Annotated in this window: 11 protein-coding genes and 1 pseudogene; 3 read left to right on the top strand and 9 right to left on the bottom strand. The window is 29.8% G+C overall.

Annotated features, from left to right (window positions below):
* Positions 1-499 precede the first annotated feature (499 nt).
* A complete protein-coding gene (locus CLRAG_RS03660) occupies positions 500-1,333 on the bottom strand; it encodes an undecaprenyl-diphosphate phosphatase (RefSeq protein ID WP_065077133.1) in 834 nt (277 codons plus the stop codon).
* A gap of 607 nt (positions 1,334-1,940) precedes the next feature.
* A complete protein-coding gene (gene pckA / locus CLRAG_RS03655) occupies positions 1,941-3,509 on the bottom strand; it encodes a phosphoenolpyruvate carboxykinase (ATP) (protein ID WP_065077132.1) in 1,569 nt (522 codons plus the stop codon).
* A gap of 723 nt (positions 3,510-4,232) precedes the next feature.
* On the opposite strand from pckA, the gene CLRAG_RS03650 reads away from it, so the two are divergent.
* Both CLRAG_RS03650 and CLRAG_RS03645 read left to right on the top strand, forming a co-directional pair.
* Positions 4,233-5,591 carry a Mur ligase family protein gene (locus CLRAG_RS03650; RefSeq protein WP_154104932.1) on the top strand — a complete coding sequence of 453 codons (1,359 nt, stop codon included), beginning with the start codon at positions 4,233-4,235 and terminating at the stop codon, positions 5,589-5,591.
* Positions 5,592-5,621: 30 nt separating this feature from the next.
* Positions 5,622-6,356 carry a type 1 glutamine amidotransferase gene (locus CLRAG_RS03645; protein WP_065077131.1) on the top strand — a complete coding sequence of 245 codons (735 nt, stop codon included), beginning with the start codon at positions 5,622-5,624 and terminating at the stop codon, positions 6,354-6,356.
* A 579-nt stretch (positions 6,357-6,935) separates the two neighbouring features.
* On the opposite strand, the gene CLRAG_RS03640 is transcribed toward CLRAG_RS03645, so the two are convergent.
* The 7 genes and pseudogenes from CLRAG_RS03640 to CLRAG_RS03615 form a co-directional block, all read right to left on the bottom strand.
* A complete protein-coding gene (locus CLRAG_RS03640; RefSeq protein WP_065077130.1) occupies positions 6,936-7,742 on the bottom strand; it encodes a polysaccharide deacetylase family protein in 807 nt (268 codons plus the stop codon).
* Between the two features lie 60 nt (positions 7,743-7,802).
* On the bottom strand, positions 7,803-10,400 hold the full coding sequence (clpB, locus tag CLRAG_RS03635) for an ATP-dependent chaperone ClpB (RefSeq protein ID WP_065077129.1): 2,598 nt from the start codon (positions 10,398-10,400) through the stop codon (positions 7,803-7,805).
* A 300-nt stretch (positions 10,401-10,700) separates the two neighbouring features.
* Positions 10,701-11,963 (bottom strand): helix-turn-helix domain-containing protein, encoded by a 1,263-nt coding sequence (locus CLRAG_RS03630; RefSeq protein ID WP_065077128.1) that lies wholly within the window; start codon positions 11,961-11,963, stop codon positions 10,701-10,703.
* Positions 11,964-11,981: 18 nt separating this feature from the next.
* Positions 11,982-13,286 carry a helix-turn-helix transcriptional regulator gene (locus CLRAG_RS03625; protein WP_065077127.1) on the bottom strand — a complete coding sequence of 435 codons (1,305 nt, stop codon included), beginning with the start codon at positions 13,284-13,286 and terminating at the stop codon, positions 11,982-11,984.
* A 370-nt stretch (positions 13,287-13,656) separates the two neighbouring features.
* A complete protein-coding gene (locus CLRAG_RS20415; RefSeq protein ID WP_154104931.1) occupies positions 13,657-13,821 on the bottom strand; it encodes a YtxH domain-containing protein in 165 nt (54 codons plus the stop codon).
* 102 nt (positions 13,822-13,923) lie between these two features.
* Positions 13,924-14,673, bottom strand: a pseudogene (locus CLRAG_RS03620) (ribonuclease H family protein); the annotation flags it as partial.
* A gap of 26 nt (positions 14,674-14,699) precedes the next feature.
* Positions 14,700-15,656 (bottom strand): YkvA family protein, encoded by a 957-nt coding sequence (locus tag CLRAG_RS03615; protein WP_065077125.1) that lies wholly within the window; start codon positions 15,654-15,656, stop codon positions 14,700-14,702.
* Positions 15,657-16,065: 409 nt separating this feature from the next.
* On the opposite strand from CLRAG_RS03615, the gene CLRAG_RS03610 reads away from it, so the two are divergent.
* Positions 16,066-17,811 carry an ATP-dependent metallopeptidase FtsH/Yme1/Tma family protein gene (locus CLRAG_RS03610; protein ID WP_065077124.1) on the top strand — a complete coding sequence of 582 codons (1,746 nt, stop codon included), beginning with the start codon at positions 16,066-16,068 and terminating at the stop codon, positions 17,809-17,811.
* Positions 17,812-18,068 lie beyond the last annotated feature (257 nt).

The raw sequence follows: 18,068 nt of genomic DNA, 5'->3' as shown, positions 1-18,068 counted from the left end.
TGATTTTAGAAAATTGCTATTAGCTTCGCAATACTGCGTCAAAGTTTTCATTGCGGTGCTCATTTACTTAAGTAAACTCCGCTCCTCATTCAAACTTTTCCTTGTCTTGCTCGCTACTACCAATTTTTAATATATTACATTTCAGCTTGTTAGCAAAATATAATACATTATTCTTACGAAATTACTTTTTTAGCTGCTCTCGCAGCTCAAAAGAATTGCTGGTTTATTCTAAATAAGTTGTACTTATATCTTCCTCTGTTTAATTTTCAAGGATCATTTTGCCGCCTCATCTCGACGACTTTTTTAGTTTATCACGTATTTCTAACTCTGTCAACACTATTTTAAAAAATATATTCTAAACTACAATTAACAATGGACAATCAATGAAGATTTTTTCGATAACATAGAAAAATCTTCATTGATTGTCCATTATAGATCATAAATAGTAACTCATTTATATGTATATATTGAGTCAAGCCTTACATCTTCATAGATAGTATTAAATATTTATAACTTTAGTAAAATATAATATAAGTATTATTACTCCTACAAATATTCTATACACAGCAAAAACTCTCATTGGTTTTCTCTTTAAAAAATTCATAAACTTCTCTACTACAACTAATGCTACTATAAATGAAACTATAAATCCAACTGCCAGAGCAATAACTTGAGAAATGTCCATAGCTACCTTTACTTTTATAAGTGACCATCCTGATGCTGCTATCATCGTAGGTATAGCAAGAAAAAAAGAAAACTCTGCTGCAGCTACATTTGTAAGTCCACTTATCCATCCACCCATTATTGTAGACGCAGATCTAGACATCCCCGGCCAAAGTGAAAGGCATTGAAAACACCCTATCTTAATTGCTTGTATAAGATTTACATCTTCAATTCTATTTGTACTATTTCCTCTCCTGTATTTGTTTTCCATGTATATCATAAGAAATCCACCAAATACTAATGCACAGGCAACAGTAATTGGGTTAAACAGCTTGCTTTTAATAATATCATTGAAACGTAATCCTACAATAGCAGCAGGTATAAATGCAACCAAAATAGTAAACCAAAGTTTAAATCCCCATTTGCCAGGTTTAAGATTTTTAAGCGAATTAAAAATTTTATCCCAATAAAGCACTACTATAGCAAGTATGGCACCTAGCTGAATTACTACTTCAAACATATCTATATAAGCACCATTATACGTTGGTGCTTTGAAGTTTATCAGATTTCCTACTATTATCATATGACCTGTTGAAGATATTGGCAGGAACTCTGTTATTCCCTCGACTACTCCAATAGCAGCAGCTTTAATAATAAATAATAATTCCATTAACTTCACTCCCTATTAAATTTATAAACAAGTATTATTATACTATTACCGTAAGCTTTTTCACAGCATATATATTATTAATAATTTGTTACATAAGTAAAATTATCTTTTATTTCATATATAAACAGACTTCTAAGCATCAGATGGAGTTTTGACTCCATCTGATGCTTAGAAATCGTTATCCAGGGACACAGCTGCTCGCAACGTACACTTGGAGAAGTGGGAGTATTAGAGCAGGTAGTCATCGGATAAATAAAGGATTTAGTGATGAAAATAAAATCACCTCATCACCAAATCCTATTTTTTGTACTATTAAATAAATATTTCTATATAAATTTCACTTAGATTATCTATAACTCAACTTTAGCAATTTTAAAAAATTGCTAAACAAAGCTTTTGAAAATAGCAAAGTTGAAATAACAAAGAACAGATAAAGATGATTTCCATCGTACCTCAAGAAATCTATAATTTTAATATTTTCTGACGTTAGGAAGAAAATTATCCTTATTTGATATTTGAACTTTATTCTTTAAAAAATTACGGTCGTAATTTTTTTATATTAAGTCAAAATTTTATATGTGCGAAAGTTTATTCTACAATAAATAATTTAAACTTCAGGTCCAGCTTTTGCTATATCTTCGGAAACATCTTTAAACTTCTCAAAGTTTTTACTAAACTTCATTGCCAGCTTTCTCGCTGTCTCATCATACGCTTCTTTATCTTGCCATGTATTTCTAGGGTTTAATATTTCATCAGGTACACCTGGACATCTTGTAGGCATCATTACTTTAAACACAGGATGTTCCACAAAATCAACATCTTTGAATTTTCCTTTCAAAGCTTCTCTAATCATAGTTCTTGTATAGGAAAGTTTTATTCTATCTCCATTTCCATATCCTCCAGATAGCCATCCAGTATTCACTAAATATACCTGGGTGTTATACTTGTCTATTCTTTCGCCTAACAGCTTTGCATAGACAGCAGGATTCATTAACATAAAAGGTTCACCAAAGCAAGAGGAAAAAGTAGCTTGAGGTTCAATTATTCCTCTTTCAGTTCCAGCTATCTTGCTGGTATATCCAGACATAAAGTGATACATTGCTGCTTCTTTAGAAAGTCTTGATATAGGTGGCATTACACCAAAAGCATCTGCAGTTAAAAATATTATAGTCTCTGGATTTCCTCCTACACCGCTTTCTTCTATATTATCTATATAATTTATAGGATATGCTGCCCTTGTATTTTCAGTATACCTACCATCATTATAATCAGGTACCCTATTCTCATCTGCCACTACATTTTCAACTACAGTTCCAAATTTTATGGCATTGTATATCTGGCTTTCCTTTTCCTTATCAAGCCTTATAGTTTTAGCATAACATCCACCCTCAAAATTAAATACACCTTCATTAGACCATCCATGTTCGTCATCACCAATTAATCTTCTTTCACCATCTGCTGATAAAGTGGTTTTTCCTGTTCCTGACAACCCAAAAAATAAGCAAGTTTTATTGTCTTGTCCTATATTAGCAGAACAGTGCATAGGCATGACCCCTTTTTGTGGAAGCAAAAAGTTCATTACTGAAAATACTGATTTTTTTATTTCTCCCGAGTAACTGGTTCCCCCTATTAATATAATTTTTTTATCAAAATTTACTAAAATAAAGGCATCTGAATTTAAACCGTCCTCTTTCCCCTTAGCTTTAAATCCAGGTACCGATATAATATTAAATTCAGGAGTAAAACACTTTAAATCCTCCTCCGTTGGCCTTCTAAACAATTGATTTGCAAACAACGCCTGGGATGCTCTTTCGCATATTACTCTTATAGGAAGGGTATATTTTTTTAAAGCTCCAACAAATCCATCAAACACAAAAATGTCTTTATCACTTATATAATTTAAAATCTTATCATACATTTTATTAAAAATATCTTCTTCTATAGAAAGATTTACATTTCCCCAGTTTATTTTGTTCCTAATGCTTTCTTGATTAACTATAAATCTATCTTTAGGAGATCTTCCTGTATACTTTCCAGTATTAATCATAAGAGCTCCCTTATTTGATAAAAATCCTTCTCCCCTTTTAATTGAAAATTCCGTTAATTCCGATGGTGATAAATTTTTATACATATTTCTATATTTATTAATATTCAAATATGATAAGTCAATGTTCATGATGTTTCCCCCTAAATTAGTTTATATTTATATATTACACCATTTATAGAAAAATGCAATAAAAAAATTATTTTAAATTTAATTATAAAGTATTTTATATATTATACCTGTAATAATACATTATATACTTTGTGTATTTTTATATGTACTATATTAATTCTATGTATTTTTCAATATAAGCTATACTTTTTATTTATAAGTTAGGTTCATAATGAATTTTTACTTGTTTAAACTTGCAAAACTACTTGGTAAACTGTTTCCATATTATAACTTATTTAACTATGCCTTTATATTATAATTTTAACAGTATTCTTAGTGTCTTTAGCACTAGAATACATTATACTTTAGGGTAAGAACTTATCCAGGTGCGTAGCAGTACTTATCCCCCACTTTGAAGAAAAGCAGATATTCCAAATCTTTGATTCGGTGATAGTCGCTTTCGCTGTGTGCGATGGGGGTGTTAGCAATGGTAGCAATCGGATAAACCATACATTGCTTTGAATGTTTATTCCCACATTCTATTATTCAGTCTAAGAAATGCAGTAAATTTACAACTTTTTAATGTAAAAATTATAATATTGTATTATAATATTAAGAGTTATTTACTTGCTCGTGTATTTGTTGTGTACTATAATAGACTTTAATCTTAAATTTAGAGCCTATAGACTTATGACAAACAATATGTAAAGTAAATAAACAAACGCTTTACTTAAGTTGAAGGTGGTGTTAAAAATTAACATAAAATCTTTTTTTAGTATTATTATTTCCAAGATCGTAATAAAATTATCAAAATTTTTATTTAAAGGAGGAAGTAATTTTCCTGGAAAAGTTGCTTTAAAATTAGATAAGAATATTCTTAAAACCATATGTAAGGATTATAAAATTATACTTATAACAGGTACAAATGGTAAAACTACAACTACAAGTATGGTCTACAACATGCTAAAGGATGGGAAAAAACGTGTAATTACGAACAATACAGGTGCAAATATGCTGACAGGTATAGTTTCATGTTTTATAGAAAATTATTCGTTTAAAAAATGTAGTGAGACAAACTATGCAGTTATAGAGTGTGATGAAGCAAATGTTCCTTTATTTACAGATTATATAACTCCAGAAATTATAACTGTAACAAACTTATTTAGAGATCAACTTGACAGATATGGAGAAGTTTACACTACATTAAACAAAATCCTAAAAGGTATCAAAAAAGTACCTCTTTCAAATTTAATACTCAATGGAGATGAATCTCTTCTTGGAGATCTAAATTTACCAAATAGAACTATTTATTATGGATTTAACTGTTCTCCAACAAATAGAAAAAAAGTAGATACTAATGCAGACGCTAAGTTCTGTAAGAAATGCAAAAATCCATACAAATATAATTTTCTTACATATAATCATTTGGGCGATTACTACTGTGAAAAATGTGGATATAAAAGACCTGAATTGGATTATACTTTAGATGAAATAAAAGATCAAACTCCAGATGGATCATTAGTAGTAATTAATGAGAAGGAATATTATATAAATCAACCAGGTACATATAATATGTATAATGCCCTATGTGCTTATTCTATAGCAATGGTTTGTGGAATATCTACTTCCTGTATATATGATTCTCTAAAAAAGCAGAAGAGTAGTTTTGGAAGACAGGAAGTCATAAATATAGAAGGTAAAGAAGTTAAAATCATCTTAGTAAAAAATCCTGCTGGTTATGATCAAGCTATAAATACTTTAAGCCTTGACAATAGGACCTTTAACCTAGCTGTACTTCTAAATGACAATTATGCAGATGGAAGGGATGTATCCTGGATATGGGACGTAAATTTTGAAAAGCTTTCTTCACTGGATATAGATAAAATAATGATTTCAGGTATAAGGCTTTATGACATGGCTGTAAGATTGAAGGTAGCAGGATTACCTCAAGATAACTTTATAATTTGTAAGCACTATGAAAATCTAATTGATGAAGTAAAAAGTTGTAAATCAAATACAGTATATGTATTAGCCACTTATACTGCCATGATAACTTTCAGGAAATTTCTCAATTTCAAGGGATATATCAAAAAGCTGTGGTAAAATATTGGAGTAATAGGGAGTGTATCTAAAATGGAATTAAACATATGTCACTTATATCCTGATTTATTAAATGTATACGGAGATTTAGGAAATATACTCATATTAAAATATAGAGCACAGCAGCGGGGTATAGATATAAATGTATTTAATATATCTCTTGGAGATCCCTTTGACAGCTCTAAATATGACATAACTCTTTTTGGTGGTGGTCAGGACTATGAACAGTCCATAGTATCGGAGGACCTTGTCAAAAATAAAAGAGAAGGCATCGTAAGTTACATTGAAGAGGGTAAAGTATTTTTATCAATTTGTGGAGGCTATCAGCTTCTTGGAAAATACTATTCTACACCCGATGGCCAAAAGTTGCCAGGTCTTGATGTACTTAATATATATACAGAAGGCGGCAGCAATAGGTTTATAGGAAATACAGTTATATATAATGAAAAATTTAAAGAAACTTATGTAGGCTTTGAAAATCATTCCGGAAGAACTTATATAGGAGATTTAGAACCTCTTGGAAAAGTAATTGTAGGTTATGGTAATAACGGAGAAGATGGATACGAAGGCTGCATATACAAAAATTGTTTTTGCACCTATTTTCACGGTTCTCTCCTTTCTAAAAATCCTGAATTAGCAGATAGATTTATATCTACAGCTATTTCTAAAAAATATGGTGATACAAAACTTGACCCTTTAGATGATACCTTAGAATTAAATGCTAAAAAATTTATAATGGAAAGAGAAACCAAAACTAAATCTAATTAATTTACATCTTCATGTAGAGTTTCTAAACGGAAAATCAACTTATACTCCGGATATTTTTTACAACCTTCAGTTCATTAAATATTTTGATAAGTCTAAGTAGAAAATTTGTAAAAACTTAAGGACTTTTGAAAACTCGTACCTCAAACAATTCAAAAGTCCTTAGTTTTTTAACAAATTTCCTACTAAGACTTATATGCAAAATATTTAAAAGAACTTCATTATTGTAAAAATATGCCTGCGTATAAGTTGATTTTTTAGTTAGAAAACCTATATATATTGTAAAATTTAATTGCACCCTTAACTATTTATATGAATGATTCTAATTGAAATTTTAACTTATACATAAAATATACTAACAAAACGGAAATCACACTTAAAAACTTTTTTTATAAGTCTTAGTGAGGTATTTTAGAAAATCTTAGAAGCTTATATATGTCTGAGGTACGAGTTTATATAAGCTTCTTTAGATTTTCAAAATGCCGAACTTTAGACTCATAAAAAGTTTTTAGTGTGATGATTTTTGTTAGTATATGGCTGGTATAAGTAAACTTTCTACTTAGAAACTCTCTATAATTTTAGTCATCTATTAATAATTCCTTTATCTGTCATTCTAAACTCTTCCTCTAAAGTTATGCCATCAAAAGTTCTAAAAACAAAACCTTCTTTTTTTAAATAACTTATAATGTCCGGCAGTGCTTCTACTGTAGAAGTTTTATAGTAAGAATCATGCATCAAAACTACTGCAATTTTTTTATTCTTGCATCCATCTATTACATTTTGCTTTATAATATCTTTGGACACAAAACGTTTATCTGCATCTCCTGAGACCACGTTCCAATCTACATATTTCATTCCGTTTCCCTTTAAAGTCTTCTTTATAATATTTAAATTGCTTACACTTGCTGCTAAGTTATCTGACCCACCTGGAAGCCTCACAAATACTATAGAATCTTTTCCCGTTATATTCTTTATTATATTTTTACAAACTTGAAAATCCTCTAAGTATGCATCTAAACTGCTGTACATCTCTTTATAATTATGCGAATATGTATGTACTCCTATACTCATGCCGCTGTCACTTAGCTGCTTTAATATAGAAGGATTTTCTTTCGCCTTTTCACCTACTATAAAAAAAGTGGCTTTTACTCCATTTTGTTGTAATATGTTTACTATCTTTGTAGTGTTGTTTATAGAAGGGCCATCATCAAAAGTTAAGAATACTTCTTTAGAATACGTCGGTGCATTATCTTTAGCTAAAACAATATTTTTTCTCTCTCCCGTAAAATTATATTTTACACAATCCCATTTATATATTAAACTTATACAAGCAATTACAAATAAATAGATAAAAATACCATATATGATTGAATAGACAGGTTTTTTCATAAAAAACACCCTCTTTTTTAATCTTCTATCATATATGGTAACCTTTATTTCAATAAATAATTATAGTTTTTCTATTCTAAATTTATCATCTTCATAATCTACTCTTACCCTGCAGCCTGTATATATATCTCCATTAATTATCTTCTTTGCAATAGAGGTTTCCAGAACGTTTTCTATATATCTTTTTAAAGGCCTTGCTCCATAAACAGGATCATAACCTTCTTCTGCCATAACTTCTTTTGCTTTTGGGGTTATTTGTAGAGATATATTTTTCTCCTTAAGCCTATTTTCTATATCCTTTAGGAATATATCTATTATGAATTTAATTTCTTCCGTATTTAGGGGCTTAAACATTATTATATCATCTAGTCTATTTAAAAATTCAGGCTTAAATTTAAATTTCATATCATTCATTACTTTGTCTCTTACATCTTTATCTATTCCATTACTACTTTTGTTCTGTAATAAATAGCTGCTTCCTATATTAGAAGTCATAATTATAATAGAATTTTTAAAGTCAACTACCTTACCTTGATTGTCAGTAAGCCTTCCGTCATCTAATATTTGAAGGAATATATTAAACACATCTTCATGGGCCTTTTCTATTTCATCAAATAATATTACACTATATGGTTTTCTTCTTACTGCCTCCGTAAGCTGACCTCCTTCATCATATCCTACATATCCTGGAGGAGCTCCTATAAGTCTCGAAACAGAATACTTTTCCATATACTCTGACATATCTATTCTTATTATGTTTTCTTCACTATCAAACAATGTCCTTGCTAAAGTTTTTGCAAGTTCAGTTTTGCCTACACCTGTAGGTCCTAAAAATATAAAAGAACCTATTGGTCTTTTAGGATCTTTCATACCCGCTCTTGCTCTAAGTACAGCATTTGAAACTGCCGTAACTGCTTCTTTCTGGCCTATAACTCTCTTTGCAAGTTCATCCTCTAATTTTACTAATTTCTGTCTTTCTCCTTCTACCAATTTTGAAACAGGTATTCCAGTCCATTTAGATACTATCTGAGAAATTTCCTGTTCTGTAACTTCTTCCTTTAACATTGCAGCTTCATTGTTTTCTTTAATAGACTGCTCTTTTTCATCTATAGTGCTTTCAAGTTTGGGAATAACACCATATTTTAATTCTGCAATTTTATTTAAATCATATTCTCTCTCTGCTTTTTCAATTTGTCCTCTTGCTTCATCCAGCTGTTTCTTTAAGTTTCTAACCTCAGTTATATTTGCCTTTTCCTTTTCATACTTAGCAGTCATCTCATTGTCACTATCTTTAAGATTGCTAAGCTCCTTTTCTACTGCTTTAAGTCTTTCCATTGAAGCAGTGTCTTTTTCTTTGGAAAGGGCTTCTTTTTCAATCTTAAGTTGAAATATTTTTCTCTTAACATTATCCATTTCAGTTGGCATGCTGTCAATTTCAGTTCTTATCATAGCACAGGCCTCATCAATTAAATCTATAGCCTTATCTGGAAGATATCTATCTGTTATATATCTATCTGAAAGCTTTGCAGCAGCTACAATAGCAGAATCATGAATTCTTATGCCGTGATATATTTCAAATTTCTCCTTAAGTCCTCTAAGTATAGAAATAGAATCCTGAACAGTAGGTTCATCTATAACCACAGGTTGAAATCTTCGCTCTAAAGCCTTATCTTTTTCTATATATTTTCTATATTCATCAAAAGTAGTAGCACCTATACAGTGCAGTTCACCTCTTGCTAGCATTGGTTTTATTAAATTTCCAGCATCCATAGAACCTTCAGTTTTACCAGCTCCAACTATGGTGTGAATTTCATCTATAAAAAGCACTATTTTGCCTTCACTTTTCTGTACTTCTTTTAATACTGCCTTTAATCTTTCTTCAAATTCTCCTCTAAATTTGGCGCCAGCAATCAATGCGCCCATGTCTAGGGAAAATATTATCTTATTTTTCAAACCTTCTGGTATATCTCCTCTTACAATTCTCTCTGCCAAGCCTTCAATTATAGCAGTTTTTCCTACCCCTGGGTCACCTATTAGTACAGGATTATTTTTAGTTCTTCTCGAAAGTATTCTAACAACTCTTCTTATTTCTTCATCTCTGCCTATTACAGGATCAAGTTTATGTTTTTTTGCCTCTTCCACAAGATTTCTGCCATACTTGGCAAGCGCCTCATAAGTTCCCTCTGGGTCCTGAGTTTCAACCCTTTGATTTCCTCTTACTTGAGACAAGGCTTCTAAGAATGCATCCTTTGTAATATAAAATTTCTTAAGTATACCGTCTACGTCAGAAGAGTGAACTTCCATGATACCAAGCATTACATGCTCTACACTTATATATGAATCTTTGAATTTTTGAGCTATTTTTTCTGCCTGCAAAAAAACATCTTCAAATCTTCTAGTTGCATAGACGGAGGAACTTTGTGCTCCTTCTCCTAGCACTTTAGGCATCCTGTCTAAAACATCTTTAGTTTCCTTTACCAGAGATTTTAAATTTACAGACATCTTTCCAAATATATTTGGAATAAGTCCATCTTGCTCAAACACTAAAGCTGAAAACATATGAATCACATCTACCTGTTGATGATTATATCTCACTGCTGTAAGTTGTGCCTCATTCATTGCATTTTGAACTTTTATTGTAAGTTTGTCTATGTTCATAATAAAAATACGTCACGCAAAACTTAAAACAAGTTTTAACGCAGCTCCTCCTTTCTAAACCTCTTTAGATTAATTTAATTTATATGATGACTACCCATTCTAATACTCCCACTTGGGGAAGTGTGAGTATTAGAGCGGCTATGTCCCTGGATAATGAGTTTCCCTAAAGGATAACGTCTTCTAAGTGCTGAAGCACTAAGAAGACTGTTAATAAGCATCAGGTAGTTAAAACTCCACCTGATGCTTAGAACTCTGTTTATTAAACAAGAAAATATAATTTCTTCAGTTTTCTAAGTAAAACTATAAAAAATTATACTTTTGTTTTAAATCAATGGCAATATTAAAATATTTAAGGGCCTCTTGAACCTTTTTCATATCATAATACATACATCCTATTTCCATATATCTTTCATACATACAGGTATTTGTTTGAAATTTTGATAGAGCATCCAGCGAAAGATTCATGTACATTTCTCCTTCAGCTAGCTGACCTTTTTTTATAAATATCAACGCTTTATAATAGTATGCTCTTTCTATAAGAACTATATCATTTAACTTTATAGAACAATCTAAAGCTATATCACATATACTTTCAGCTCTATCCCAAATTTGATTTTTTATCAAAATACCTACAATTTTGATTACAAAATTAGCAAATTCCTCTGCATGTTCTTTAGGATACATATTCAGTGCTTCATTTATATAAAATACTGCCTTTTCACTCATATTTGAAGTAAACATAGCTGCAGCATATTCAACCATAGATGTGGATTTATCTTTTAAATTATCTTTATAAAATTCATTTGCCTTTTTTTCATATACTTTAAATTTTTCAGTATCATTTTTTAAAGAAAGTATTGCTAAAATATGATATACTTTTGCCTTTTTTATGTCTTCATCTATCATGTTTATCAATTTTGTAATCACACTAGACAATTCATAAGCCTTTTCATAATCACTAAGAGCAATAAAGCATATTATTTTATTATATGTAACTTTTGCTAGTAGTTCATTACTACCAGTTTCTGCTGCAATGCCTAGCACATTATCATAATAGTTTATAGCCTGTAAAAATTCTTTTGTTTTAAAAAAATATTTGCCAACATCCATATAATACAAGGCTGCTTTTCCTTTAGAAAAATTTCTTTGTAAATATTCATAGTACTTTACAATTATATTATGCAATTTTTCTAATTCATTTTTTTCCAGATAATAGTTAAATAAAAGATGTATTATCCTAAAACATATATTATCATAGTCATACCGTTCAGCAAATTTAAAATTATATACTAAATTTTTTTCATAATTTTTTTTATCTTGTTTTTTCTCAATATCATCTATATTTTTTATTATTTGATTTTTTATATCTAATTTCAGATACTCAAAACTAACTTCAAGTTTGTCTGATAAAAATTCTAAAATCCAATCTTCTGGTTTTATTTTATCATTTTCAATGCAGCTCATTTTAGAAATTGATATCTTACTATTACACAGTTCCTTCAAAGTATATCCCTTATATATGCGTGCTCTTTTAACTTTTTCTCCAGTAGAAAGTATCTCCATAATTATCACCTATTTTATTTAATACTCTTTTAATATTCCAATCTTTTTAAAAATTTCAACACCTTCACTTAAATACTTAGCTGCTTCTTTATCCATCTTACTATCTTCATAGAATTTTCCAAGTTTTATTGATATATCCGCAGCTTCCTTAGTATAATTCATTTTTGTCGCAAAGTTCAATGCATCAATTAATGTATTTTCCGCTTCCTTTTTATTACATTCAATCATGTTTATTCTAAATTTCATCATGTAATAATATACTAATGATTTATTATTTTTTTCGTCTATCTTGTCCCTTATTTCTTCTAGAACTTTTCTTGAATTTATAATATCCTTTAATTTTATATAATTTTCACATATATTTATAAGCGTGTCCACAATCTTGCCATCTTCACACTTCATTCTCAGTTCTTTTGCCTTATTTAAATGTATAAATGATTCTTCAATATTATTAAACTCTCCAAAAAGTTTACCTAGATTATTTTCAATTTTTGCAGTATTTATTACATCTTCTAATTCCCTGTATACATTTAAGGTCTTTTTAGAATACTTTATTGCATTATTTATATCTCCCTTTTTATTATACTCTTCTGCAAGTAAAAATAAGCTTTTAGCATATTCTTCCTTATTATCTATCTGCCTAAACTTCTCATTTGCTAGGTAAGAATAGTTTATCGCTTCTTCCATATTTTCTAATTTAAAATTTATACAGGCTGTATAATAATATATTTGTCCAAGCAAAAAATCATTTCCTATATTATTTTCCTTATATACATTCTCTGCCTGCTGCAAATAACTGCTGGAAGCATGATATGATTTCATGCTTATTGTAATCTTCCCTAAACTTATAAAAGTTTTTATAATTTCTTCATATTTATTATTTTTTATAAAAACAACATTAGCAGACAATAAAAGCTGTTGAGCAATAGGATATTCTTTTCTCGCCGTATAGATTGTCCCCTTTAAATATAAATTTTTTGCTTTTTCATATTGTAAGGAATACTTTTCTGAGTAGTATATAGCCTCTTCAATATACTTTTCCGATTGATTCAAACTCCCGCTTATTATATAAGATTCAGCTATATTTTCAAAATAAGTACATATTTTTTGTGCTTGAGTTTCTTCTGACTCCATTAGATACTCAATGGAAGTATTCAACTCCCCTGCTAAGTATTCCAACAAATCCATACTAGGATTTGACTTCCCTGATTCCACCAAACTTATTTGTCCAGGTGTAATTCTATCCCCTGCCAAATCCTTTAAAGTCATATTGAGTTCTTTTCTTCTTCTCTTTATTTTTTCTCCTAAAGAAAGTATTTCCATCATTCACTCTTCCTTTATTAATCACAATTTTTGTTTCATGCCTATCTGTTCCAATATGCTACATTTTTTTTAATATATAAAAAATAAAAGCCATACTTTGGGATAACAATATCTAGATATTACATATAGTTGAAATTATATGTAATGTTAAGATTTTTGTTTAGGATAATTTTTAAACCATATTAAAATATTATTCTATATTAGTATCATTATAACATATTTTTAATTATAAAATAAAAACTTTAAAAAATAAAAGTATATTACCATAAACCTAAACAATATAGTCTAAATTAATAAAAAAACAATGTAAAATGCACATCTTTATTATTAAAAGTGTACATTTTACATTGTACTTATTTAAGCTCCTATGCTATCTCATCCAATTCATAACTCCACCGTACATATTTCCTGCAGTATTTCTTAAGTATTTAGAAGTTTTTCTTATCATTCTCTTTTTAGATCTATCTAATTCTGGTACTACCATCATTCCTACTGCTGCACCAATTACTGCACCTGCTACAAACTTTCCACGCATTTTGCTACACTCCTCTCTTTAAAAAATGATTTTTATGTTCTATAGATAGATTATGCAAATTTATTTTTTTTAAACAACTTAATTTTTACATTTTCATATATCAATAACTATTATATTTTTTTCACCTTTAGGTGCAATTTTTAATATCTCATTCTTTACTTCATCATTAGCTGTCTTTATCTCATTACTCATTAACCATTTTTGAACACTTTTTTTTGATTCTATTTGCAACTTTTCTTTGCACTTTTCATCTGCCAATTCATTAAACAAATCCCCAGTATGACTATCTACTTTAACAAATATAACTTCAATGTTTTTCATAAGCTCGTTCATTTCTTCGTAATATTTTATAGATGAGGCTTCTTTTCTCTCCCATAACCCAAGGGCATGTTTGCAGGTTCCTTCATAGTCGTGAAACAAAACAACTTTTTTTTCTCCCTTAGACAGGGCATATTGTACTCCTCTAACTGCTGCTTTCAATTCCCCAGATATTTGCCTAATATTTTTACCTTCTTCACAAGAATGTGCATCGCTTTCTATATAATAAACTACATTACCTTTAACTGCCACCAATGCATAAGAATACATTTCCGTTGAAATGTTATAACTTCCATCCACATATACATGCAAACAATCTTTAGGATAGCTGCCTCCAGACTTTTTTAGAAGCTTATCCTCTCCTTTTAAATATTCCAAAGCTGAATTTGTATCTTTAAAGCTCTTATACGTAGCACCTTTAACACCTTTTACACATTTTAGACATTCTCCCCAGGTGTTTACTATAATATTTTCAACTTTTTCATTTTTTTCAAAATCATATCCTTCTTTTATAGCATATACCTTCTTAACCATATCAATTCACGTGTTATATAAATCCCTTATGTAACACTTCTCCCCTCTTTTTCTTTTCTTTCAGATGATTTGAATACATTGCTTAGCTGATTTAAAACCTTAGAAACATTTGCACTTCCAATTATTTTTGTGATATATTTTACTGCTTCTCTTGTAACCAGAATTATATTTTCCTCACCCTGCCAATTTTCAATTATAATTTCTTCTGGTATTTCATCTATTATACTATTAAGTGCAAAAAACGCCAGAGCGACATCATCTATTTTTCCAACAAAAGGTATAAAATCAGGTATTATATCTATAGGACTTGCAAGGTAAGCTATTACGCCTGACAGCATAATCTTAACCTTTATTTTAACCCTTTTGTCCTTAAATAATCTTATAAATAGCATTATAATATCCGGTACAAGCATCCCATACTCTACAATTTTTTCATATTTTTGCGGCACCTTACTTACAACTTTTTTTCTAAACTTATGATACTTATCTAAAATAAGTATACTTCTTTTCTTTTTCTCTATGTTTGGAAATTTCTTTTTTTCCTCATATCTTATATCTTCTGCTTCTACCTCTAGCGCCCTAGGAAGTATTTCTACTTTTTTTAATTTGAGATTAAAGTAAGGTATAAGCTTTACTGCCAGATTTAAATCCACTCTTACTATATCCCTGTCCACCTCTACCCCATAAGGAGAAAAGTCATCTAATAACTTTTTAAGAACAATATTTTTTATATTCTTGAATACTTTAAACTTATACACATGTACATCAAATATTTTTAAATTTATTATGTTGTTATTTATATTTCCTAATCCCATCTTAACTTGAAAATTTACAGATATTTTGCTCTTATATGTCCCCTCTATTGTTATTATTTCATTTATACTTATCTTTTCTATATTAAGTCCTTCTATATTCACATACTCATGAACTATACCAAGTATGTCTTGTTCTGTCAAAATGGCTTTTCCAAAGGACACTTTCATATATAAATCTCCTCCCTAAATTTACAAACTTCTTATTATAAAGTATACAGTAAATTAAATTTTCTGCAATAAACAATTCTAGAATTCCTATACTAGTTCCATAAATTACTTTAGCAAAATTTATGATTTTAATTAGACTATTTTATAAAAATATTATAATATCATTATATGATTTTATAAAGTTTCGTTTGTTTTTACAAGATTTGACTATAGAGCTTATAATTTTAAGTTAATTCATCCGATGACTACCCGCTCTAATACTCCCTCTTTTCCAAGTGGGAATAAAGAGCGGCTACGTCCCTGGATAACGATTTCTAAGCATCAGTTGGAGTTAAAGCTCCATCTGATACTAAGAACTCTGTTTATATAAATCACTATAGAGAATCTATCTCAAGAAAGGAGAACTTAAATGAAAAAGATAAAAAATAAGTTTATAATAATTCCTATTTTAACCTCTATTTTATCTCTTGGCATGTTACTATTTATGAATTACACTAACAGTTCTACACCCTATAGGTCATATGTTTCGTTTCAAAAAGATGTATCAGAGAAAATAGTTCTAGCAGTGTACATGACAGATTCTCCTAAAATAAGAGTAAAATTAAAAAACGGAAGCGTGTATGATACTGATAACCCTAGAACCCCTAATGCTAAAGAAGTGCTTTTAAAAGATGGAATAAGTGTATCTGAGCAATCTACTGTAAGCAATAGGCAAGCTTACCCTACTGCTATACTTATAATTTCAATTATAGTAACTGCTTTTATGGCACTTAAGTTTTCTAGCAAATCTTCAAAAAAAGTAATATCTCTCGATTCTTTAGATACTTCTGCTGTAGAAGATTCTAATTGTAATTTTAAAAGTGTAGCAGGAAATGAGGAAGCTAAAGAGAGTGTCCAGGATGTAGTTGATTTCTTAAAGAACCCTAAAAAATATGCATCTTATGGTGCAAGAATGCCAAAAGGGATTTTGTTATTCGGTGAGCCAGGAACCGGAAAAACTCTCCTTGCAAGAGCCATTGCAGGTGAAGCAGAAGTCCCATTTTATGCTGTTTCAGGTTCTGATTTTGTACAAGTATATGTAGGTGTAGGTGCCAGCCGTATAAGGCAGTTATTTAAAAAGGCTAAAAGCAATAAATCTGGAAAAGCGGTTATATTTATAGATGAGATAGACGCTATAGGTAAAAAAAGAGATGGCTCAGGGAGTACCGGAGGCTCTGATGAAAGAGATCAAACTTTAAATGCTCTGCTTACAGAAATGTCTGGATTTAATGAAAAAGAGGGAATTGTAATAATAGCTGCCACCAATAGGTTAGATATGCTAGATCCTGCTCTTTTAAGGCCTGGAAGATTTGACAGACATATAGAAGTAACTCTCCCTGACGTTTCTTCAAGAGAAAAAATTATATCCCTCCACTTAAAAAATAAACCTGTAGACAATATAGATATACACGAGTGGGCTCAAAAAACTTCTTACTTTTCAGGTGCAAAAATTGAAAGCTTAATAAATGAGGCTGCAATACTTGCCTGTAAAGAAGATAGTACTTATATAGAAAACAAGCACATTGATAAAGCTTTTTCCATAGTACTAACAGGGTATGAAAAAAAAGATAGGGATTATATAAAAGATATAGATAGGAGAATAACTGCTTACCATGAAGTAGGCCATGCTCTAGTATCCTCAAAAGTACTTCCAAATGAAAAGATTTCTAAAATAACAATCATTCCAAGTACTAAGGGAGCTGGAGGTTATACATTAAGCATACCCGAGGACAAGCTCTATCAAAATAAAGATTACTTGCGTAAAAGAATAATGGTGCTTTTAGGCGGAAGAGCAGCTGAAGAAGTTATCTTTGGAGCAGATTACGTAACCACAGGTGCCTATAATGATCTTCAGCATAGCACAAACATAGCCTTTAAAATGGTAACTCAGTATGGAATGGGAAGCACTTTAGGTCTTTTAAATATGAGGGAGCTATCAGATTTAAATATAAATCAAAATGAGATTATCAAAGAGTGTAAGTGTCTTACAGATTCAATATATAATGATGTAAAAAATATTCTTATTGAAAATAGACACTGCCTTAAAGCCACAGTTCAGTTGCTTATGGAAAAAGAAACCTTATTTTCAAATGACTTAAAAGATTTATTTATTTAGCAATTACTCACCTTTCGCACATACAAAATTTTCAATTAATAATTAAAATTTACGAAGCAACGCTTCACAAGTTAAGAATTAATAACGAAGAATTAATAGTAAAGGATGATTTTTAGCTGTCGCAAAAAATCTTTAAATTTATATAAATCAGCGATGTTTCACTTTAGTGAAACAAGTGGTGAAAAGCTTAATCAAAGATTTTTTGTAGTGTAACGGAAAAAAATCCACATTAACTATTAATTCTTCATTCTTAACTA

The organism is Clostridium ragsdalei P11 (assembly GCF_001675165.1).
In the GTDB taxonomy this organism is placed as follows: Bacteria; Bacillota; Clostridia; order Clostridiales; family Clostridiaceae; genus Clostridium_B; species Clostridium_B ragsdalei.
The sequence above is the reverse complement of the archived record's forward strand: the minus strand, read 5'-3'. Positions and strand labels throughout refer to the sequence as shown.